The following is a 19095-nucleotide window of genomic DNA, read 5'->3' on the forward strand; positions in this document are numbered from 1 at the left end:
CAATGTCCTTAAAAATCATCATAAGATCGGTTTGAAATAAAAGCGATGTCCCTTAACCGTACAGGCGGATTGCCTCTTTGGGTATCGATATAAATAAGCGGTGTGCCATCGCTGGAAAATTCAATTTTATTAACAGTACCTTGCGTTTCCGTACCTTTGATGGTTACTGTTTTGCCAAGTAACATCAGGGCTTGATTTGCGCTGGTTAATACAGCTAGAATTTGTAATGTTGAGGTAGTGGCCTGCGCCTCCTGTAAAGCAGAAAATTGAGCCATTTGCACCATGAATTCACGATTATCAATGGGTTTTAATGGGTCCTGATAGGTTAATTGCTGCATGAATAGTTTCAGATAATCGGCCTGATTAATGCTTGTATCAGAATAGTTAGTAATTGGATTAGTCATTGTGTTACTCCATTAATGATGAGTTGTTGCAGGCGTATTCCTCGTTTGCCCAGCCATTGTCGTATTAACAGGCTCAGATCTTTTACCTGACGAGTGTCCAGATGGGTTGTATTGAAGGTAAATTCCGCTTGATTGGCATCGATAAATAGATGGTAATTTTTAAAAGACTTCTCTGATTTAGTCTGTTCGTTCACTAAAGACTTGTTATATGGTTCTACATTCGATGAATTTTGTTCGTTAATATTAGCTTGATAAATTATATTGTTGTCTGACGCAGGTTCAAATAATCTAACAAATTGTTGGAAGATGCGCTGTATTGACGCTGATGGATAAAATTGCTCAGAGTTTATAGGAGAAGGGGGCATTAAATGAGCTGCCGCTTTTTCTGATGGCAAAACTTTCAAACATGAAATATCAGTATTTTTTGCGGATTCAATGGGCGTGATGTCATTTTTTTTGGCGTTTTGAAAATGTTGAAAATGAAGGGCTGAATGTTGCAAATCTTGCTGATGTTGCCAATAATACTCATCGCCTGTTGCTTCCCCTGTGGGAGAAGGGAGCCAGTGTTCAAAATTCTGGATCTTCTTATTATCCCGTATTAAGGGAGGCTGATTAATAATCGGTATTTCTTCATTAATTTTCATACGCGTCCTCTTTGTTGTAATGTCCATTCGTCACTGATTTTTTGCTCTTTTATAGCGATATTTTTTTGTGCTGTGTTTTTCTTCTTTTCCTGATATTTTTCCAGCATTTTTAATTCTCTAGTCAAGCGAATTTGTTTTTCTTGTAATTGCATGTAATGAGTATCAAGTTCTTTCTTTTTGATAATTAAATTTTCATGAATTTGTTGTTGTTGCATCATAAAATTTAGCCGGGTGATTTCCTGTTCCGGGTTGATAATGGCTGATGTTGCGCAAGCGTCAGAAATTTTTTGCTTTACTTCCGCAACTTTTTTGTTTAACTCGTCCTGTTCTGCTCTAATGGTATGCGAATGTTGATAGAGATTATTCAACTGCCAATCAATTTTTTTCATCAAAGCGAGTAGCGTTTTATTCATCGACAATCTCCGCTAAACGCTGTAATAAGGTAGCTCTATCCAGGCATTGTTTATCAGTCTGTGCTAAAAGTGTATTAATAGCATCGATACGAGAGACTGCATAATCCAGCTTAAGATTGTTACCTGCTTTATAGGCGCCTATTTCAATCATGTCCTGATTTTGACGATATTGACTTAGCAGGGCAATAATTTTTCGGACAAGTTCATATTCATTATTGGTTAATAGGTGTGAAGCAAGACGCGACACACTTTGCAGAATATCAATAGCGGGATAATGACCACGATGAGCTAATTCACGGGTCAGAACAATATGACCATCCAAGAGAGAACGCATTGTATCAGCAATGGGTTCATTGAAATCATCACCTTCTACCAGTACGGTATAAAGTGCAGTAATGCTTCCTGCACCGGTAAAATTACCTGCGCGCTCCACAATGCCTGGAAGGAGGGAGAAAACAGTGGGTGTATAGCCACGGGCGGTAGGTGGTTCTCCAAGGCTTAGGCCAATTTCACGTTGCGCCATGGCAAATCGTGTAATAGAGTCCATCAATAGCATGACATCTTTACCTTGTTGACAAAAATATTCAGCAATTGCTGTGGCAGTATAGACCGCTTGTCTGCGCATCAGCGCAGAGTCATCGCTACAGGCTACTACAATCACCGATTTTTTTAACAGGTCTTCATTTAAATGTTCCTGAATAAAGTCGTTAACTTCACGTCCTCGCTCGCCAATTAAGGCGATGATGTTAACATCGCTGGCGATATGTCGGGCTATCATACCCAGCAATACCGATTTTCCTACGCCGCTGCCTGCAAAAAGACCAATACGCTGACCTTTTCCTAATGGCAGCAGGCTATCAATAGCATGAATGCCAGTGAGTAACTGCTCGTTAATGGTTTGACGTTTAAGGGGATTAATTTTGTTTTTATTTAACGAAACTCGTTCAGTGAGCTGAAGACGGCTTTTCTGATCCAGGGGTTGCGCGAAAGCATCGACAATGCGGCCTAAAAGAGTATTGCTTATTGGAATACTCATCCCGTTACCGCTGGCACGTACTTTATATCCCATACTGATTTTAGCCGGAGCGAAGGGCATTAAAAATACCTTCCCTTTTTCAAAACCGACTACTTCAGCGCGAGCGATAACTTCACTTTGTAAGTCCAGTATGTCGCACACTTCGCCTACAAAAGTTTGAGGTGGGCCATTGGCAACCAGTTTTAAACCGATATATTGTTCAATTTCACCGAGGCGTTCGATGGATTGTAGTGTATTGATCCAGTCAGACATCATGTTCTCCTGCTTTAATTTGCAGCAAAATCTGCTTTAAACGATCAACTTGTCGTTCAATACTGGCATCAAAAAGACCATGTTCACTTTTAATAAGACAGCCACCTAAACGTAGCTTTTCATCTGAAGCAATGCGAAGATCGTTGCACTGGCTAAAATCAATAGTTAATTTGCCTTGTTGTAGCAGTGCCACATCGTGTGGATGTAAAACTAATGTAATCGTTTGTTTACTGTTTAATTGATTAAGTGCAGCACTAATTTGACGGGCAATGAATTCTTTGTCATGTTGTTGCTGAATAAAAAACTGCTGTGCAATAATCAGAACAATATCCGCAATTTCAGTTTGTAATGCTTGACGGTTTTCACTGATGGCGGCAGGAATGGTCTGTAATAATGTTTCTAATTGTTGCAATAAATTCGCAACCTCTTCGTGGGCCTGTTTTTCCCCTTCTTCTTTCCCCTTAGTCAAACCTTGCGTGTAGCCTTCTGCGTACCCTTCTTCATGAGCTTTTTCTTTCAAGACGACTGGCGTTTCCACAACAGCAGGAGAAGCAGTGCCTGATTGGTTCTTAGCAGTATCTTTTGCAGTTGCTGTTGTTTGATTGGGATAAAACGGTTCGTCACTAAGAACGACTTGTTTAAAAATTTCAGCCATGCCCATTCTCCAGACAGGCTTCAAAAGAGAGACTGGCTTTCCATTGTTCAAAAATAACTTTTTTAGCGGCAGGTTTTAATTGCTGCACTGAGGTTTCCAAACAGGATCTAATATTACCATTCTGATCAAAGAAGTTTAAAAATTGTTCTTTTCTTGCATCGTGTTCTAAAATGATAGCGATATACAAGGAAGAATATTGGTTTAAATGGTGATAATAAATTGGAAGAGAGGGCTTCGTAGCACATTTCTGCGACAACGTTTTAATTTTACGAAAACGCCGGGCATTTATTAACAATACTTCTCCCTGTATTTGCTTAAAGCGTTTTTTTTCTAACGTTGGAAGTTGACGGATGATCCAGCGTTGATCGGCTTTTGGCAGGCGAGCTATTTTAAGCAGTATTTGTTTTACATTAATCATGTTTGTTCAACCATTCGCTTAATTCTGCCAACAGGAGCTGCCTTTTTTTCCAGCGTCGTTTTTGGCGAAGTACAAGGCTTACTAATAAGAAGCCGATTGTTCCGGCACCAGTGATAATAATTGCAGGTCGAGAAAGTTTTGCTTCTGCAAGAGGAAGAGGCGCTTGCACATCAGCGGGTAATATGGGGGGTGCAATCAATGCTTCAACACTAATACTGTCTCCACGTCTGGCATCAAATCCAACTACTGTTTTTACAAGTCGTTCAATTTTTGCAATAGTTTGCTGATCGGTGTGTTTTGGCACGACCACGGAAATAGTAAGACGTTCAATGTTGCCGCCCACACGTTTAAAATGTTCTTTTTCACTACCAAATTCATAACTTTTTTCGCGGGTAATCTCTTGATTGATTTGTTTCTTATCATTTTTAGCGGTTGTTGAATGTCGGGTTTCTTTTTCATGAGTAATGATACTGTCATGTTGAGGTTTAACCAGTTCTCGTTGTACTTCATCATAATTCAATGTCGCATCAATTTTGACCATCATCTCATTGCCAGCAAAAACACGATGCAACATCTGTGTAACCTTGTTATTAAGGTAGCGTTCCAGAGACTTTTTGTTTGAAAAATGATTGGATGCTATATCGTCATCATCAGAGGTCAGATTATTTCCATTTTGATCAACGATAATAACATTGGTTAATGGCATATGGGCGATGCTCGCTGCAATTAATTGTTGGATACTGCGGACTTGTTGGGCAGTCAAGTGATGTGTAAGATGAAGAGTTACGGCTGCATGCGGCTGGTTATTCTCCTTTTGAAATAAATGATTTTCCGGGATAACCAGATGGACCCGTACATGCTTGACTTCGTCCAGACTACCGATAGTACGTTCTAATTCACCTTGCAATGCACGTTGATAGTTAATCTTCTGCGAAAAATCACTCATGCCAAAATCGCTTTTATCAAATAACTCAAAGCCCACACTATTGGTTAAATGTATACCGCTACCCATTAATTTAATACGGGTTTTATCGACCAGATTTTTATCAATAAGAATATCTCGGCCTTGATTACGTACCTGATAACTGATATGAGCCTGTTCCAGTTGACCAAGGATCTGGTTGGCATCCTGATTGTCCAGTTGATTAAATAACACTGCATAGGCAGGAGAGAAAATCCAGAAAGAAAGGACGATGGTCAAGATTATTATTAAGCATAAACCAGCAATCAGGCTTAATTGCCGTTGCTTTGACTGTGTTTTAAACCAATTCAGGCTATTTACAAAATAATTCACGTTAAATCTGCTCTCTTAAAATTTCCTGATAGGCACTCATCAATCGATTACGTATTTGCTCCAAAAATTGAAATGATAATTTAGCCTGCTCCAGGGTCAGCATGGTCTGATGCAGATTGGGTGCCTGATTCGTAGCTAACTGGTGCAATGCCTTATCAGCCGCCAGCAATTGCTCATTAGTTTCTCCCAGCTTTCCAGTGAGCCAGCCAGCAAAATTTTGCTGAGGCTTTTCTGACTGTTCAATGGATTTAAACGCTGTACTAACGTTGGTAGTGTTCAACGCATCGATTTTCATCGCTCTTCTCCGATACTTAATGCCTGCAAATAGAGGGAGTGAGCGGTGTTAATCACTTTTATATTGGCTTCATAGGCTCGCGAGGCACGTAAAAGGGTGGTCATTTCATCGATCGTACTCAGTCCCGGATAAGTCACATAACCTTGCTTATCCGCTGCCGGGTGCCCCGGTTGCCAAACTTTATTAGCAGGCAAATTTTCCGGTGCCAGCTCAATGTTTTCAATACCGCCTTCTTCCGGGTTATTAAGATAGACCGAAAAGGGTTTGGCCGTTGCTATCACTTGCATGGGTTGAAACAAGGTGTCATCAGTCGTTTTCAGGGTATGCTGGTTAGCAATATTGTTAGCAACGGTGTCAACGCGCAATTTTTCCAGATTCATCCCCTGCGAAGCAATCGCATAAATTTGATCATAACTCATGATAGGCCATTCCCTTGTACAGCAAGTTTCATAATTGCCAGTTTTTGATTCAAACCTTTAATTAAAGCACGATAATGGGTCGCATTTTTTACACTGAGTGCCAGTTGTTCATCAATTGACGAATAATGGTCGCTGAGTTGATAAAACGGTTGTAGAGTGGCCAATGACCCATTATTCTCACTCCATTGGCTTAACTGTTGTTCAAAATTGACTTCCAGGGTTTGATAATTTTGCGTGTTGGCATTGGCAATGTTATTAGCGATTGCTGTTTGACGCATCAGACTGGCGTCTAGCGCCCGACCGATGAGTTCTATGGTTGTATCTTGATTCATAAATTTTCCTTCTTACTGAATAATGAGTTCTGCATGCAAGGCTCCTGCGCGCTGTAAACTTTCTAAAATAGCAATAATATCGCGTGTTGAAGTCTGTACTTTGGTTAAAGCGGTAATCAGTTCGGCGATAGTGGCTCCTTCTGCCAGCTTTACTGCATTGGCTGTGGTTTCTTTTACGTTAATACTGGTAGCAGGGGTGACAGCGGTTCGTACCTGTCTGCCTACTTCGCTGACCAGAGTTGGCTGCGATACGTTGTAGTCTGTGGCGATGGCAATTTGTAAATTGCCGTGCGAAATGGTTACTGCATCTATTTTGACATCAGCACCAGCAACAACGACGCCCGTACGCTCATTCACCACGACTGTGGGCAGGTTATCCGGTATTACTGCGATATTTTCCAATTGGCTGATAAAGCGGATAAAATGTTTTTTTGCTTCCATCGGGGGGTGGATTTCAATATCCTGCGCTGTTCTTGCCAACGCTGTATTAGGCCCAAACTGTTTGTTAAGCGCTGTTTCCACGTGATCGGCAGTGGTGAAATCAGGCCGGTTCAGGATTACATGCAGTTCACCTTCTTTACTGATTAATTCATTGTAAAGGGTTTTCTCGACAATGGCGCCACCCGGAATCAAACCGGTAGTAGGGTGATTTTTTTGGATGACATTACCAAATAAATCATATTTAAAACCACCAATCGAAATAGGACCCTGAGCCAGCGCGTAAATTTGATTATCGGCACCTTTGAGTGGAGTGACCAGTAAAGTACCGCCTAGCAAACTTTTGGCATCGCCTAACGAAGCAACGTTAATATCCAGCTTATCGCCCTGATGAGCATAGGAAGGTAAATTTGCCGTGACAATAACCGTTGCTGTATTGCGACTATTAACCTCATTAGGATTAATATTCACACCAAAGGTCTGCAACAGATTGGCAATAGCCTGCGTGGTGTCTTTATTGCGACGGGAATCACCAGAACCGGCAAGACCAATAACCAGACCATAGCCGGTAATAGGGTTTTCCTGTAAGCCTGATAGATGAGCAATGGATTTTAAACGCACAGTAGAATAGCTTACCGTTGAGGCGAACATCAGGTTCAAAAAGAGGATTAGTGTTAATAAGTATTGCATCAGACTAACCCTATAAATGATAACAGTTTATAAACATAGTTTCGGCGCTGTGAATCAGACACGGAGCCATCGCCAGTGTAGGTAATCTGAGCATCTGCAAGGCGGGTGGAAAGCACCGTGTTTTGCGGACTGATATCTTCTTGTCGAACAACACCGCTTAACAGAATAGTTTGCTGTTCACCATTGATGCGAATAAGCTGATGCCCTTCCACCAGATAGCTGCCTCCGGGCAAAATAGCTTTGATACGCACGGTTAACGATGCTTTAATTTTGCCATTTCGGCCTGTTTTGGCGGCGGCGCGCCCCTTACCTTCCAGGCCGAAAGCGACTTCATGTCGATTTTTATTGTATCTGGCTTCCAAAGCAGTCTTGATTTCTTTTCCAGAGGCCAAATCAGCGCTGCTTTGCGCATTCGATGTTTCCATCACAATGACAGTTAAAACATCGCCTGGTAAATAGGCCTTTCTATCAGCAATAAGAGGTCGATAAACATTATCGTTAAACAAACTAATGGCTTGTGACAGAGAACTGAAAAAGAGGCAGAAACCAATAAGACCAACTCGTATTTTCATAGGCGAATCTCAGCTTGCTGGTTACCCACGACTCGAGCAGAAAAAGTTTTCTGAGTGGCAGGATTTCTCACCGTAATCAACTGACCTATATGGCCATCATTTAAAGCAAGTGCTTCCGTTGCAATAGTAATACTGCGTTCATAGACTTTGATCATGACTTTTTGTCCATGAATAATTTGAGGAGGATCGCCAAGATTATTTTCTACAAGAATTGTATGGGCTGGCACCGAAGTTTTAAGCCAGACGGGTCTGTTAAGGTTCTTGGCCGGTTCAGCCCGTAGACCGGCAATATTGCGTTCCTGCCAGGAAAAGTCATTGTCATGAACTATCGAATGGGCGGGCAGGGCATGATTGGCTACCCTGACGGTCTGGTAAGCTTTGACACTAAACCAGACAGGAATACTCTGCCTGGAATTAGTCAACCACACGCAAACCCGTTTTCTGATTGGAAATGTTAATTTAATCCGGGTATGAAAACTCTCAATAGAATATATACTGTTTTTAGCACTGTTTAGGGGCGTTAACTCAATGCGGGAATAAAGTGGCGTCAATTCCTTGGCCAAATCTTGCTGTGCCTTTTTTAGCAGGCTGTTTTTACTGGTTTTGTTTATCGCTTTAACGGTTGTATGGTTAATTCCTTGCCATTGCCAATCGAATGAACCCAGGCGCTTCTGCATCCATTGAATGAGAGCTTCCCGGGAAAGCGAGTCATCTGCCTTGGGATGACTATCCAAAGCTAATTTTTCCCAGTGTAGTCGGTCATTTTTGATAATTAATAAATCGCCGAGCGTAGTGGCTTCTGTCGTGATTAAAGGGCGAAAACGCAAGACTACCCGCCGGGAAATTTCCTGATTCAAAGGGTTTGTTTGAGCCTGTACCCAGTTGATCATCAACAGAAATAAACTAATTGCGAATTTCATTCGTCATCTTTTCCAGTTCATCGGCAATTTGTACCGCTTTGGCATTTAATTGATAAACTCGTTGAGCAAAAGTAAGCTGCATTAGAGAACTGACCATATCCACATTCGAGGCTTCAATTTGTTTTTGTGCCAAAAATCCAATGCCGCTATTCCCGGGTATGTCAATAATGGCGTCTCCCGTTTGTTCTGTTGGATTATAAAGCCCTGTACCGATGGGATTGAGAGCGCCTGGGTCTAAAAATTTGGCGAGTTTAATCGTACCAAGGAGTTGTGGTTCAGGATCGTCTGCCAGAATGGCTTCTACATCGCCATTTTTTTGAATAATTATTTCAGTATAATCTTCTGGTATTTGAATATTATCGGCTAATCTTAAACCATCATGAGTAGTTAAATACCTGTCTTCATCCAGAGAAAGGCTCGAATTACGAGTATAGGCAATGGAACCATCAACATTAATTACTTGAAAAAACCCATTACCGTCGATAGCGACGTCGTTCCAGTTATTAGTTGGTTTTAGAGGGCCTGGCGAAAAATCTTTTTCCGTTTTAAAAACGGCTGTACCTAAACCAAGTCTGGCGGTAGCCTGATTTTGAAAGAGGGGATTAGTACCATCAATATTTTGGTAGACCATATCCTCAAATATTAATTTGCTGGACTTATAATTGGCTGTGTTTAAATTAGCCAAGTCATTGGCAATTTTATCAATATAATATTCCTCTGCTCTTAAGCCGCTGGCAGCAATAGCAAGTGCATCAGACATTTCCTTCTCCCAGTTGAGTGATTGCGGTAGATAAAAGACCATCGGCTGTACGCATAACACGTTGTGAGGCTTCAAAGTGGCGTGAGGTTTTTACCATTTCCATCATTTCATCGAGAGACTTGACATTGGATTGCTCAATGAACCCCTGTAAAACACGGGTAGAATTTTCAGCAGGTAGAGGCGCTTCCGTGGTTTGGTATAAACCTTGGCCTTGATACTTCAATGCCTCATTATGGGAAAATTGGACAAGATTTAATTGATCAACTTTATGGTTATCAATATAAACAGCGCCTTGAGCATCTATACTAAAATGATTGTCATCAACATGTAACACCCCGTTTTTTCCTAGCAACTGACCTCCTGTTGCCAAAGAAAGCTCCCCACGTTCATTAATATGGAGATCACCGCGTCGTGTGTAAAAAACGCCGGCTTCGGTTTGAACGGCAAAAAAACCTTCCCCTGAAATAGCAAGATCATGTGAGTTTTGTGATTGAACAATTGTACCTTGTTGGTGTATTTGTTCCGTTTGTAGCTGGGGATGAATGTTGGTCATACCAGCCTGGAGTTGCTCATCAAACCGGCCAGTTTCCATGATTTGGCGCTTATAGCCTGGTGTTTGCATGTTAGTGATATTTTGATTGATGGATTGTAAACGTAACTGATCCTGAATCATTGCCACTTGTGAAGCTGTTATTGCATCAAGCATGATGTATAGTCCTTATTGTACGATTGCAAAGGATTCCACCTGAATATTAATCGGCACTTCAGTCATTGCCAGTACCGTCAGATGAGGAATTACACGTTGAGTTAATTGTTTGATATGTCTGCGTAAACCTGATGAGCAAAGCAATACAGGTCTTTTTCTTTCGCCGAGCATTTTTTCAACCTGATTAGCCAAAGCACTGATAAAATTTTCGGTAAGACTTGGTTCAGGCGCCCAGTATTCTTTACTCAGGCTTTGGTTAAGTTTTTGTTCGAGTGGTGGTGCAAGTGTGAGCACATATAAACAATTCTGATGAGCAATTAATTTCTGACAAATCGAAGTAGCAAGACGGGCTCGTACAATTTCAGTGAGTTGAGTGGGATCAGTGATGTTTTTTGCATGTTCCAGTAATACTTCCAGAATGGTATTCAAATAACGAATTGACACTTTTTCCTGTAATAAATTCTGTAAAATACGCTGAACATGGCCTAGTGGAAGTAAGGTCGGAATGAGTTCATCCCGAAGATTACGAACAGCCGTCTGTTCCAGTAAAATTTCTGTTTCTGTTCTTGTTAATAACTCGGCAACATGGCCGTGAATGACTTCTCTTAAATGAGTAGTTAAAACGATCAGTGGTTCACAAAGGGTGTACCCACTTTCCAGTGCTTTGTTTTGTTGTTCTTGCTTAATCCATATTGCTGGCAATCCATAACTGGGATCATAGACTTCAATGCCTTGTTCCAAGTCTGATATTGCAGGTTTGGTACGTTGAGAAGTAATTGCCAGGACTCTGTCGAAATGCAATTGATTGTAGCCTTGGCTATTACCCTGGATGCTAATGTAATAAAACGGATAATTGAGTTTGGAGTTTGGGATTAATTTTACTTCCGGTATAACAAATCCCAATTCATAGGCTACTCGTTCCCGCATTTGCTGAATAGTTTCCAGCAATGAAGTCTCATGCTTACCGAGTATAGTGAATAGCTCCTGATGTAGATGAATTTCTATAGGATGTATTCTGATTTTTTCATAAAGATTTTCTTCTTGAATCTCCTGATTCTCTTCGCGTCTGGTTTTCAAAGCAAGGCCGGCAGCGGTTGTAAAAAAACTTAAAATGAGTAAAACAGAGAATGCGGGTATACCTTTTAGAAATAGTAAACCGACCAGACTTAAGCAAACCATGATTAAACTTTTGGGGTAAGCAGCGATCTGTTTTGCAACTTCACTACCTAATTGAGCATCGGTAGCTGCCCTCGTAACAATAATACCGGTTGCCAGAGAAATAATCAGGGCGGGGATTTGCGTGACCAGACCATCTCCCACAGTAAGCAAAGTGTAACGATGAATAGATTCGGTGAGGCTTAAACCTTTTTGCACCATACCAATAGCAAAACCGCCAATAATATCCACCAGCATTATCAAAATACCGGCTATTGCATCGCCTTTGACAAACTTGGATGCACCATCCATTGCCCCGTAGAAACTGGCTTCTTTTTCGATTTGTGCACGCCGGAATCGCGCTTCATTTTGTGAGATACTGCCCATGTTCAAGTCAGCATCGATACTCATTTGTTTTCCAGGCATACTGTCGAGAGTGAAGCGTGCTGCTACCTCAGCAACGCGTTGAGCACCATTAGTGACTACGATGTACTGAACAATAATAAGAATTAAAAAAACGACTAATCCCATAACGTAATTGTTATGAATAACATATTGTCCCATTGTTTGGATTACACGCCCCGCTTCACCATCAGTCAAAATAAGACGTGTTGCCGAAATATTTAATGCCAGGCGAAAAAGGGTAGAAATGAGTAAAAGAGCCGGAAAAGTAGAAAAGCTTAATGGTTTATCCGTGTAAAAAGTTAACAGTAAGACAGTCAACGCCCAACTAAAATTAATTATCAATAATAAATCGAGTAAAGAAGGAGGAATGGGCACAAACAAAATAAGCAAAATGCCTGTAGCAAAAGTGATCATGAGCATTTCGCTGCTGTTACTAAACCAGGTATTGGTCTTCATCATGAAATAATCTCCTTCTGGCGATAAATTTCACGCAGAATCATCGCGGCAATTGGAAAATGTTCCTGACGAATCCATTGATTTAATTCCACGGTATCAAATAAAGCGCGAGCAAACGCTTTATTTTCAATAACCGGAATGTTATGGCGCCTCGCTAATATCCTCACCTGTTGAACCATTTCACCTTGTGCTTTGCAGACTACTTTAGGTGCAGGCATTACACCGCGCTCATATTTTAAGGCAATGGCTAAATGAGTTGGATTGGTAATAATAACATCTGCTGTCTTTATCTGGTTTAAGGCTGAGGTTTTTTGGCGTAGTTGTTGTTGTAATTGTCTGAGTTTGCCCTTAATCTTGGGGTCTCCTTCTCGTTGGCGATATTCATCTTTCACTTCCTGCTTACTCATACGATTATCTTTATTGTACTTCCAGTGGGTATAAATTTTATCGAAGACAGCCAGTATTAATAGAAGAAGTAATAATTGCAGAATCACTTTTAAAAGAAGATGCATAATCAATCCCGGATGTTCAATGGGAGTGGAATTCATCAACTGTAGCAAATTAATAGTTTCCCAACGGATGCTTATAGTGAGGAGAATAAAAGCCAGGCCAAGTTTCAGGCTATTTTTAGCAGTATCAAATAAAAGTCTGGAGGAAAATAAACGTTTAAATCCTTGTACCCAGTTAATCCGTTTAAAATCAGGAGCAATTGCTTGCGTTGACCAGACAAAACCCGTTTGACTAACAGTAGTCACGATTAAACATAAACAGGCAATGAGAGCGAAGGGCAACCATAGCAGAGTTAAAGTCTGGAGAATAAACCGCTGCAATCGATTTATATTATCAACAGTAAAAGACATATGTCCGGAGAGGTAAAGAAGGTGAGCAACAAACTCGTTAAGTTGTTTTAATAGTGACGGCCAAATAACGGCAACTGTACCGGATAATAGAGTAATCAGCAGCGAAACATTCAACTCCATGCTTTTGCTGACATGTCCTTTTTCTTTTGCTTTTTGCAATTTAAAAGGGGTGGCTGTTTCCGTTTTTTCACTCATTCCATCACCTGATGCCAGATTTGGAAACAGCGTACAAATGCACGTTCCATTAATGGATTAATATAAGACAACATTAAAGTTAAAAGAAAAAAACCGAATAGAATTTTAACGGGTAATGCTAAAAAATAGGTACTTATTTGAGGCATGTTACGAGTCAGTATGGCACTACAGAGATCAATTAATAACAAACCTGTAACTATAGGACTTGCAATCATTAATCCAAGAATAAACATGAATGAAAATTGACTGATAATAAGCGAAAAATGGTTAAAAAGTGTTAGTTCACCGAGGGGAATGCTTAAAAAAGAACAGGCTAATCCTTGTATGAGCCAATGGTGGCCATTTATTGAAAAAAAGAATAAAACAGCAAGCATAATCAGCAAGCGACTCATTAAAGGATCCTGAGATTGATCACCCGGATTGAAAATAGCCAGAGAATTGAAACCTGTTTGCGTATCGATAAGTTGTCCTGCAATTTGAAAAACGGCAAAGGCAGCGTAAAAGCTCAGCAATAAAATCAAGCCATTGCTTAACTCTATCAGCGAGCTGGCAAATAATGCTGTCTGATTGGGAAACTCGATGGTTAATGATAAATTACTGACGAATAAAGCACTTAATCCCAATACGAGAATCAGTCTGATAGAAACAGGCAGCTGGCGAATTGCCTGAATGGGCGTAAATAACAAGATAACCCCGGTGCGAATGGCAACCAGAAAAAAGGCGGTAAGAGTTGGCATCGCTACATTGATCATCCTATTGTCTCCGGAATGCTGGAAATAATAGTTTGAGCAAAATTAACCAGGGAATGTAACATCCACCCACCGCAAAGCATTAGCATCGCAACAATAGCCAAAACTTTGGGTACAAAATTTAAAGTAGAATCCTGAATTTGAGTAACAACTTGAAGAATGGAGACGAACAAACCACAGAACATTGCAACAATGATGACAGGCGAAGATATCAACAGTGCTTGCCAAAGCAGCTGTTTTGATAAATAAATAGCCAAATCATTAGACATATCCTATTTTCCATGTAAATCAGAGCGTACTTGCAGCCATCCATGCAGAACCGTCATCCGTGTGGGCGCCGTTAGATTAGATCTAAAAGACGTCCGCATTAAAGCAAAATTAAATTTAAGAATCAATAGGTGTCATTAGAAAATAATAATATTTTTTTTGAACACGGTAATGGCTCGCGCTGCTGAGTAAACATTCTCGTCCTTTATGTTCATTTACTTTTATTAACTTTAACTATTTGATTTTAAAAAATGTCGTGTTTTTATTATTTGATAAACAGATCCCTGATAGTAATTCACAGCCTGTCAAGGAGTGAGTATAATCGCCGCCTGCTCAACCTGACATGATTAACAAAGGAATAACTGACATGATTACATTATATCAATTTCCCGGTATTTGGGGGTTACCCAATGCAAGTCCTTTCTGTTTAAAAATAGAAACTTATCTGCGGATGATTGAAATGCCTTATGAAATTCGATTTGTCAGCAATCCAGGAAAAGCTCCCAAAGGAAAACTTCCTTTTATCAAAATTGATGAAAAGACTCTTTCTGACAGTGAACTGATTATTGATTATTTAAAAGGAAAATTTGGTGATCCGTTAGATAAAAATTTGAATAAAGAACAAAAGGCATTGTCAGTATTGTTGGATAATACTTTCTCTGAGCGTATTTATTGGATTTTAATTTATATGCGTTGGCAAAATGAAGTAAATTGGTTGCAAGTAAAAAATGCATTTTTTAACAAATTATCCTGTTTCGCGAAGTTATTTATTTCTCGCAGGGTACGTAAACAGATTTTACAAGCCTTATATGCTCAAGGAACGGGACGTCACAGCTATGAAGAAGTTCTCCAGATGGGTTATAAAACACTGGATTCCATAGCTGAATTTCTTGGAGAGAAAAAGTATTTTCAAGGGGATGAAATTACCAGTATTGATGCAACAGCCTTTGCTTTTCTGGCAAATATTGTGTGGGTGCCTTACGATGATGCGTTAAAAAATCATGTTCATAAATTTAAAAACCTGCTATCTTTCTGTGAAAGAATGTGGAATACTTTCTATCCCGAAATACCAAAACCCTTTAGCCTCATTTCCAATTGAATAACAAACCAGACTATTATTAAATTATGCTAACACCTTCTTTGCAATACTAAATTTATTTGTTAACATTTATGCCGTATAAATAACATATGAGGTTACAACATGCCAATTATTAATGGGACTCGTGTACAAAAGAAAGAAAAAATCAAAGCAGAAATAAGCAGCGAAACTTTCGATAAAATTAATGAATATTGTGCCTGGGCAAATATTACTGATATTGGTTTCTTCATTGAAGAAGCTGCCAGTTTTGTTTTTGCAAAAGATCGGGATTGGAAACTGCATAAAAAGGCAGCAAAAAAACGGGCAGTAGCTGAAAAAGCTTAATAATCCCGGATAGGCGACAGGAGAAGTTACCTCTGTCGTCTCCAACCTAAGTGTTCATTCCTGGTTAAAAATCAATGCTAATTGACAGGTCACATTTAATATAGCAATAACTTTTTGTCCCCCTAATGTCTATCTCAATAATATTTAAATATCAGGTGTTTTATTTTGCCTGTTTTGTTTATTTTCTTGACAACTGGTATTTTATATATCTAGAATTCTGAGTGTAATCTCATTGAATACTATTCGGATAAACTTTAAAAGGAATTAATTATGAACAAGATCAAATTGACCGGTGCAGCTTTGGCAATTGGTGCCGCTGCTGTTTTCTCGATAGTTCCCGGGGCTGCAATAGCAAAAGCCGCATGCCATGTAAAATGTTTAGGGGTTAATGGTTGTCGTGGATATAGCAGTTGCAAGACGGCTAACAATGCCTGCAAAGGTCAAAATGCCTGTAAAGGTCGAGGTTTTGTGCTGCTTAAAAAAAGTCAATGCAAACAAATCCTCGGTGATAATGAAACCTCTTCCTGGAAATAATCAGACATTTTCAAATGTATGGTCTGTTGATTGAAGTCGAAGTCAGGATGCGAAATCCGGATTTTTCCTCAAAGACCATACTTTTTTATTAGCTGTGTATCGGACAAAAAATTCAAAGAATACGGAATTGCATCCAATGTTTTCTTAAAGATCTCTAATGGATGCCGACTATTTCAATTAGCCTTACGTTTTACTTGACACTTGCAAAACCCCACGTGCCGTGACTTGTTCACGGCAGGAAGAGGCTGGTTTCGTGCCACAATCTCTGGGTACCGCGGACAAGCTTCGGTACGTAGGCATCATTAAAAGTCAAATAAAATTTAAAGCTAATTTGAAGTGCCGACTTGGTGGCAATTAGGTATTCTTTAAATTTTTTATTCGGCACAAAGTTGTTAAAAGTAATCAAATTTCATTTAATATTTTCTTAATAGTGATTTTATATAATACAATATTGGTTAAAGATAATCTGAATAGAGGAAGGGCTAAAAATATGCCTGGCGAAATAAATAATCCTGCTAAAGTCAGGATCGATAATCCGGGCGGGGGAGATTGCGGTTTTTATGCCTTTGCTATCGGTTTAATAGATCTTATTCAAAACGAGTATCAATCTGGAGGAGTAAGCCCTACTTATGACCAATGGGTACAGGAGGGACTTGAAGATATTCAGCTTGATGACCTGCTGGCTATTAATTTATATCAACTTCATCTTTCACCGCGAAATGACCAAAAACGCATGTTATCTGCGCTCCAAATGTCTTTAAGACATGTGGTAGTCAATACGCAGCGGCAGTCATTATTAGCCGCTCTACAATCGCAGGAAAAATCACCTTTTTTATCTAAAATTGAAGGCGAAGTGGTTTTTAATAAATTTATGCAATTGGTTCTATTGGTTAAAAACTCAATTAACGAGTTGCCTACAGAAGCAAAATTTAATGAGCTGGTATTTGATAACAATGTAATGAAACTGGCGCGAGAAACGTCCAGATCACTACGGCTCGCTTTAACCAGCAATGAATCTTTAACCAGCAATGAATATTGTGATGAGTTATTGGTTAACGCTTCTTTAGAGGGAGTACCCTCTAAGGAATGGGATAAATTAATATCATGCTCAATTTCACCAGAAAAAATAGCGGATATTGTCCAAATAACTAAAGAAATTGATACTCAAATTAATAAAAAAGTTGCAGAAAAAATAGCAAACATCACATTTGTTAATGAAGAGGAAAAACGAGCGGTTTTTGCCCGGGAAAGAGAGTTGTTCCCTGTTCAAAAACGAAAAGATATGATTGCTGACAAGGTTAAATTTCGTCTGGATGAGCGTATCCAAAGAGAGCATATTAAAGATATCTTTCTTAAAGATACCATTGTTAAGGGTGAATTGAACCCTCATTCAGTGATTTTGAAGGGTATGGACCAAATTGCAATAAAGGGAAAATGGTGGGCAACGCATGAGAATTTAACGCTGCTGGCTGCCAAATTTAAGGTGAATCTAGTCGTTGAGGGACCTATGAATGGCCAGAGATTGAATAATGGTACACTCTTGGCTATTCCTTCTATTCATTTAACTAATCATAATAATGTTCATTGGACAACTACCGTTAGTCATTTATCCAGACCCCCTGCGGTCGTAAGTTCTTCTCTTCCAGAAAAAGGCATGAAGTATTTAACAGACAAAGACAATTCAACGTTTGAGCCACCTGAAAATGAATCAGGGAAAGACAAAAATCTCAATTTATCAAAAAAAGTAGAGCAAGTTATTAACTACAGCGCAAAGGCTCAGATTTTAGAGCATAAAGTTGAACAATATAAAGCACATCTTAGAGAATTGATTGATGCCTCGTTAACACAGGGATTATTTAATAATATACATACCAGAATAGCTGTAAATGCTATTGATGAAGCAAAGGCCATAACTAATGAAAAAGGAGAGATTGTCGAGACGGATGAAAGTTTTGCTACTCGTTTGCAGGAAGCTGAACTTAGGCGAGTTGGGCTTAAATAAGCGAAGTTCGGTATAAAATTTTTATGCGACTGGCAAGTTATCTTCCATAAATGTAGAGCCTTTATTATCTTGCTCGATAATTAGCGAAATTCTCAAAAATAGCTTGACAGTTTGTAAGTCCATTATTAAACTTCGATTCTCTTTTTGGGGCTATAGCTCAGCTGGGAGAGCGCTTGCATGGCATGCAAGAGGTCGGCGGTTCGATCCCGCCTAGCTCCACAATCACTTTATTAAGTGATGCAAAAGAAAGTTTTAGGTCCCCATCGTCTAGAGGCCTAGGACACTGCCCTTTCACGGCGGTAACAGGGGTTCGAATCCCCTTGGGGACGCCAATACAATCAAGATCATTGCATTCGGAAAGTAACGGCTCATCCCCAAATCCGCACATCATTACCCATAAGTTAGGGTCATCCCCAAATCTGCACATCATTACCCATAAGTTATATTGCTAAGGGCTTGTTTTGCCCCAAGAAAATCTCTGAGTCGCTGCAAGCCAATCCAAAGTGTAGTAGGTCCTGGTTCAGGGTCATTTTTCCTATTTAAATATCCACCAATAGAAGCAATCATATTTACTATAACTTGCAATGAAGGAGGCTTATCAGGCGGGGGTTCTTTTTTTATGATTATATGGGCCATATGCCATTCTTCAGTTGAGAAAATTAATTCACAGTTAATATCAGGACATTCGCGACTTAATACGGTTAGATAGAGGATCCGCCAAGCAATAATCATGTAAAACGCTAAACAAGGATCAAAGCGCTGCTTCTCATTGATCTGTAATTTCTCAATCCGACAACCACT

Annotated in this window: 25 protein-coding genes and 2 tRNA genes; 7 read left to right on the forward strand and 20 right to left on the reverse strand. The window is 39.7% G+C overall.

Annotated features, from left to right (window positions below):
* Nucleotides 1–8: 8 nt before the first annotated feature.
* From T345_RS13365 to fliQ, 19 genes are read right to left on the reverse strand one after another with little or no spacing between them, the layout of a single operon-like run.
* Nucleotides 9–404 (reverse strand): flagellar hook assembly protein FlgD, encoded by a 396-nt coding sequence (locus tag T345_RS13365; protein ID WP_051555101.1) that lies wholly within the window; start codon nucleotides 402–404, stop codon nucleotides 9–11.
* Nucleotides 401–1048, reverse strand: coding sequence for a hypothetical protein (locus tag T345_RS0102905; protein WP_028388031.1), 648 nt, complete (start codon nucleotides 1046–1048; stop codon nucleotides 401–403). Before T345_RS0102905 ends, T345_RS13365 begins: the two co-directional genes overlap by 4 nt.
* Nucleotides 1045–1461: a hypothetical protein gene (locus T345_RS0102910; protein WP_028388032.1), complete on the reverse strand. Its 417-nt coding sequence runs from the start codon at nucleotides 1459–1461 to the stop codon at nucleotides 1045–1047. Before T345_RS0102910 ends, T345_RS0102905 begins: the two co-directional genes overlap by 4 nt.
* Complete coding sequence (locus T345_RS0102915) at nucleotides 1454–2752, reverse strand: FliI/YscN family ATPase (protein WP_242604566.1); 1299 nt, start codon at nucleotides 2750–2752, stop codon at nucleotides 1454–1456. Before T345_RS0102915 ends, T345_RS0102910 begins: the two co-directional genes overlap by 8 nt.
* Nucleotides 2742–3404 carry a FliH/SctL family protein gene (locus tag T345_RS0102920; RefSeq protein ID WP_028388034.1) on the reverse strand — a complete coding sequence of 221 codons (663 nt, stop codon included), beginning with the start codon at nucleotides 3402–3404 and terminating at the stop codon, nucleotides 2742–2744. The genes T345_RS0102915 and T345_RS0102920 overlap by 11 nt, the downstream gene beginning before the upstream one ends.
* On the reverse strand, nucleotides 3397–3822 hold the full coding sequence (locus T345_RS0102925) for a hypothetical protein (protein ID WP_028388035.1): 426 nt from the start codon (nucleotides 3820–3822) through the stop codon (nucleotides 3397–3399). Before T345_RS0102925 ends, T345_RS0102920 begins: the two co-directional genes overlap by 8 nt.
* Nucleotides 3815–5116 (reverse strand): flagellar basal-body MS-ring/collar protein FliF, encoded by a 1302-nt coding sequence (gene fliF, locus T345_RS13370; RefSeq protein ID WP_035918012.1) that lies wholly within the window; start codon nucleotides 5114–5116, stop codon nucleotides 3815–3817. The genes T345_RS0102925 and fliF overlap by 8 nt, the downstream gene beginning before the upstream one ends.
* 1 nt (nucleotide 5117) lies before the next feature.
* Nucleotides 5118–5411 (reverse strand): flagellar hook-basal body complex protein FliE, encoded by a 294-nt coding sequence (gene fliE, locus T345_RS0102935; RefSeq protein WP_028388036.1) that lies wholly within the window; start codon nucleotides 5409–5411, stop codon nucleotides 5118–5120.
* Nucleotides 5408–5830: a flagellar basal body rod protein FlgC gene (gene flgC / locus T345_RS0102940; protein WP_028388037.1), complete on the reverse strand. Its 423-nt coding sequence runs from the start codon at nucleotides 5828–5830 to the stop codon at nucleotides 5408–5410. The genes fliE and flgC overlap by 4 nt, the downstream gene beginning before the upstream one ends.
* Nucleotides 5827–6162: a flagellar basal body protein gene (locus T345_RS0102945; protein ID WP_028388038.1), complete on the reverse strand. Its 336-nt coding sequence runs from the start codon at nucleotides 6160–6162 to the stop codon at nucleotides 5827–5829. The genes flgC and T345_RS0102945 overlap by 4 nt, the downstream gene beginning before the upstream one ends.
* A gap of 12 nt (nucleotides 6163–6174) precedes the next feature.
* Nucleotides 6175–7290 carry a flagellar basal body P-ring protein FlgI gene (locus T345_RS0102950; protein WP_035918014.1) on the reverse strand — a complete coding sequence of 372 codons (1116 nt, stop codon included), beginning with the start codon at nucleotides 7288–7290 and terminating at the stop codon, nucleotides 6175–6177.
* Nucleotides 7290–7862, reverse strand: coding sequence for a flagellar basal body L-ring protein FlgH (locus T345_RS0102955; protein ID WP_051555102.1), 573 nt, complete (start codon nucleotides 7860–7862; stop codon nucleotides 7290–7292). Before T345_RS0102955 ends, T345_RS0102950 begins: the two co-directional genes overlap by 1 nt.
* Nucleotides 7859–8782 carry a flagellar basal body P-ring formation chaperone FlgA gene (flgA, locus tag T345_RS0102960; protein ID WP_028388041.1) on the reverse strand — a complete coding sequence of 308 codons (924 nt, stop codon included), beginning with the start codon at nucleotides 8780–8782 and terminating at the stop codon, nucleotides 7859–7861. The genes T345_RS0102955 and flgA overlap by 4 nt, the downstream gene beginning before the upstream one ends.
* Nucleotides 8766–9542, reverse strand: a complete 777-nt coding sequence (locus T345_RS0102965; RefSeq protein ID WP_028388042.1) for a flagellar hook-basal body protein — start codon at nucleotides 9540–9542, stop codon at nucleotides 8766–8768. The genes flgA and T345_RS0102965 overlap by 17 nt, the downstream gene beginning before the upstream one ends.
* The gene (locus tag T345_RS0102970; protein ID WP_028388043.1) at nucleotides 9535–10248 is read right to left on the reverse strand and encodes a flagellar hook-basal body protein; all 714 of its coding nucleotides are present in this window, start codon (nucleotides 10246–10248) and stop codon (nucleotides 9535–9537) included. Before T345_RS0102970 ends, T345_RS0102965 begins: the two co-directional genes overlap by 8 nt.
* Before the next feature lie 12 nt (nucleotides 10249–10260).
* Nucleotides 10261–12267, reverse strand: a complete 2007-nt coding sequence (locus tag T345_RS0102975; RefSeq protein WP_242604567.1) for a flagellar biosynthesis protein FlhA — start codon at nucleotides 12265–12267, stop codon at nucleotides 10261–10263.
* Nucleotides 12264–13319 (reverse strand): EscU/YscU/HrcU family type III secretion system export apparatus switch protein, encoded by a 1056-nt coding sequence (locus T345_RS0102980; protein ID WP_028388045.1) that lies wholly within the window; start codon nucleotides 13317–13319, stop codon nucleotides 12264–12266. Before T345_RS0102980 ends, T345_RS0102975 begins: the two co-directional genes overlap by 4 nt.
* Nucleotides 13316–14071 (reverse strand): flagellar biosynthetic protein FliR, encoded by a 756-nt coding sequence (locus tag T345_RS0102985; RefSeq protein WP_028388046.1) that lies wholly within the window; start codon nucleotides 14069–14071, stop codon nucleotides 13316–13318. Before T345_RS0102985 ends, T345_RS0102980 begins: the two co-directional genes overlap by 4 nt.
* Nucleotides 14068–14337, reverse strand: a complete 270-nt coding sequence (fliQ, locus tag T345_RS0102990; RefSeq protein ID WP_028388047.1) for a flagellar biosynthesis protein FliQ — start codon at nucleotides 14335–14337, stop codon at nucleotides 14068–14070. Before fliQ ends, T345_RS0102985 begins: the two co-directional genes overlap by 4 nt.
* A 365-nt stretch (nucleotides 14338–14702) precedes the next feature.
* On the opposite strand from fliQ, the gene T345_RS0102995 reads away from it, so the two are divergent.
* The 7 genes from T345_RS0102995 to T345_RS0103020 all read left to right on the forward strand — a co-directional run bounded on the left by T345_RS0102995 (nucleotide 14703) and on the right by T345_RS0103020 (nucleotide 18626).
* Nucleotides 14703–15434, forward strand: coding sequence for a glutathione S-transferase family protein (locus tag T345_RS0102995; protein WP_028388048.1), 732 nt, complete (start codon nucleotides 14703–14705; stop codon nucleotides 15432–15434).
* A gap of 102 nt (nucleotides 15435–15536) precedes the next feature.
* Entirely contained in the window at nucleotides 15537–15758 is a 222-nt protein-coding gene (locus T345_RS0103000) for a hypothetical protein (RefSeq protein WP_028388049.1), read from the forward strand.
* 270 nt (nucleotides 15759–16028) lie between these two features.
* Complete coding sequence (gene bufA2 / locus T345_RS13375) at nucleotides 16029–16292, forward strand: BufA2 family periplasmic bufferin-type metallophore (RefSeq protein WP_035918017.1); 264 nt, start codon at nucleotides 16029–16031, stop codon at nucleotides 16290–16292.
* A 98-nt stretch (nucleotides 16293–16390) separates the two neighbouring features.
* On the forward strand, nucleotides 16391–16450 hold the full coding sequence (locus T345_RS15550) for a hypothetical protein (RefSeq protein ID WP_423202085.1): 60 nt from the start codon (nucleotides 16391–16393) through the stop codon (nucleotides 16448–16450).
* A gap of 332 nt (nucleotides 16451–16782) precedes the next feature.
* Nucleotides 16783–18294, forward strand: a complete 1512-nt coding sequence (locus T345_RS14485) for a hypothetical protein (protein WP_028388050.1) — start codon at nucleotides 16783–16785, stop codon at nucleotides 18292–18294.
* A 146-nt stretch (nucleotides 18295–18440) separates the two neighbouring features.
* Nucleotides 18441–18513: transfer RNA gene (locus T345_RS0103015), tRNA-Ala, on the forward strand.
* Nucleotides 18514–18550: 37 nt separating this feature from the next.
* Nucleotides 18551–18626, forward strand: a tRNA-Glu gene (locus T345_RS0103020).
* Between the two features lie 97 nt (nucleotides 18627–18723).
* On the opposite strand, the gene T345_RS0103025 is transcribed toward T345_RS0103020, so the two are convergent.
* Nucleotides 18724–19095: IS4 family transposase (locus T345_RS0103025; protein WP_028388051.1), on the reverse strand; the 372-nt coding region annotated here is incomplete at its 5' end.

Source organism: Legionella fairfieldensis ATCC 49588 (assembly GCF_000621525.1).
GTDB classification, from domain to species: domain Bacteria; phylum Pseudomonadota; class Gammaproteobacteria; order Legionellales; family Legionellaceae; genus Tatlockia; species Tatlockia fairfieldensis.

Excerpts from the sequence above, each read along its gene's own strand:
- T345_RS13365 (WP_051555101.1), bottom strand. The coding sequence starts at position 404 with ATGACTAATCCAATTACTAACTATTCTGATACAAGCATTAATCAGGCC.
- T345_RS0102905 (WP_028388031.1), bottom strand. The coding sequence starts at position 1,048 with ATGAAAATTAATGAAGAAATACCGATTATTAATCAGCCTCCCTTAATA.
- T345_RS0102910 (WP_028388032.1), bottom strand. The coding sequence starts at position 1,461 with ATGAATAAAACGCTACTCGCTTTGATGAAAAAAATTGATTGGCAGTTG.
- T345_RS0102915 (WP_242604566.1), bottom strand. The coding sequence starts at position 2,752 with ATGATGTCTGACTGGATCAATACACTACAATCCATCGAACGCCTCGGT.
- T345_RS0102920 (WP_028388034.1), bottom strand. The coding sequence starts at position 3,404 with ATGGCTGAAATTTTTAAACAAGTCGTTCTTAGTGACGAACCGTTTTAT.
- T345_RS0102925 (WP_028388035.1), bottom strand. The coding sequence starts at position 3,822 with ATGATTAATGTAAAACAAATACTGCTTAAAATAGCTCGCCTGCCAAAA.
- fliE (WP_028388036.1), bottom strand. The coding sequence starts at position 5,411 with ATGAAAATCGATGCGTTGAACACTACCAACGTTAGTACAGCGTTTAAA.
- flgC (WP_028388037.1), bottom strand. The coding sequence starts at position 5,830 with ATGAGTTATGATCAAATTTATGCGATTGCTTCGCAGGGGATGAATCTG.
- T345_RS0102945 (WP_028388038.1), bottom strand. The coding sequence starts at position 6,162 with ATGAATCAAGATACAACCATAGAACTCATCGGTCGGGCGCTAGACGCC.
- T345_RS0102950 (WP_035918014.1), bottom strand. The coding sequence starts at position 7,290 with ATGCAATACTTATTAACACTAATCCTCTTTTTGAACCTGATGTTCGCC.
- T345_RS0102955 (WP_051555102.1), bottom strand. The coding sequence starts at position 7,862 with ATGAAAATACGAGTTGGTCTTATTGGTTTCTGCCTCTTTTTCAGTTCT.
- flgA (WP_028388041.1), bottom strand. The coding sequence starts at position 8,782 with ATGAAATTCGCAATTAGTTTATTTCTGTTGATGATCAACTGGGTACAG.
- T345_RS0102965 (WP_028388042.1), bottom strand. The coding sequence starts at position 9,542 with ATGTCTGATGCACTTGCTATTGCTGCCAGCGGCTTAAGAGCAGAGGAA.
- T345_RS0102970 (WP_028388043.1), bottom strand. The coding sequence starts at position 10,248 with ATGCTTGATGCAATAACAGCTTCACAAGTGGCAATGATTCAGGATCAG.
- T345_RS0102975 (WP_242604567.1), bottom strand. The coding sequence starts at position 12,267 with ATGATGAAGACCAATACCTGGTTTAGTAACAGCAGCGAAATGCTCATG.
- T345_RS0102980 (WP_028388045.1), bottom strand. The coding sequence starts at position 13,319 with ATGAGTGAAAAAACGGAAACAGCCACCCCTTTTAAATTGCAAAAAGCA.
- T345_RS0102985 (WP_028388046.1), bottom strand. The coding sequence starts at position 14,071 with ATGATCAATGTAGCGATGCCAACTCTTACCGCCTTTTTTCTGGTTGCC.
- fliQ (WP_028388047.1), bottom strand. The coding sequence starts at position 14,337 with ATGTCTAATGATTTGGCTATTTATTTATCAAAACAGCTGCTTTGGCAA.
- T345_RS0102995 (WP_028388048.1), top strand. The coding sequence starts at position 14,703 with ATGATTACATTATATCAATTTCCCGGTATTTGGGGGTTACCCAATGCA.
- T345_RS0103000 (WP_028388049.1), top strand. The coding sequence starts at position 15,537 with ATGCCAATTATTAATGGGACTCGTGTACAAAAGAAAGAAAAAATCAAA.
- bufA2 (WP_035918017.1), top strand. The coding sequence starts at position 16,029 with ATGAACAAGATCAAATTGACCGGTGCAGCTTTGGCAATTGGTGCCGCT.
- T345_RS14485 (WP_028388050.1), top strand. The coding sequence starts at position 16,783 with ATGCCTGGCGAAATAAATAATCCTGCTAAAGTCAGGATCGATAATCCG.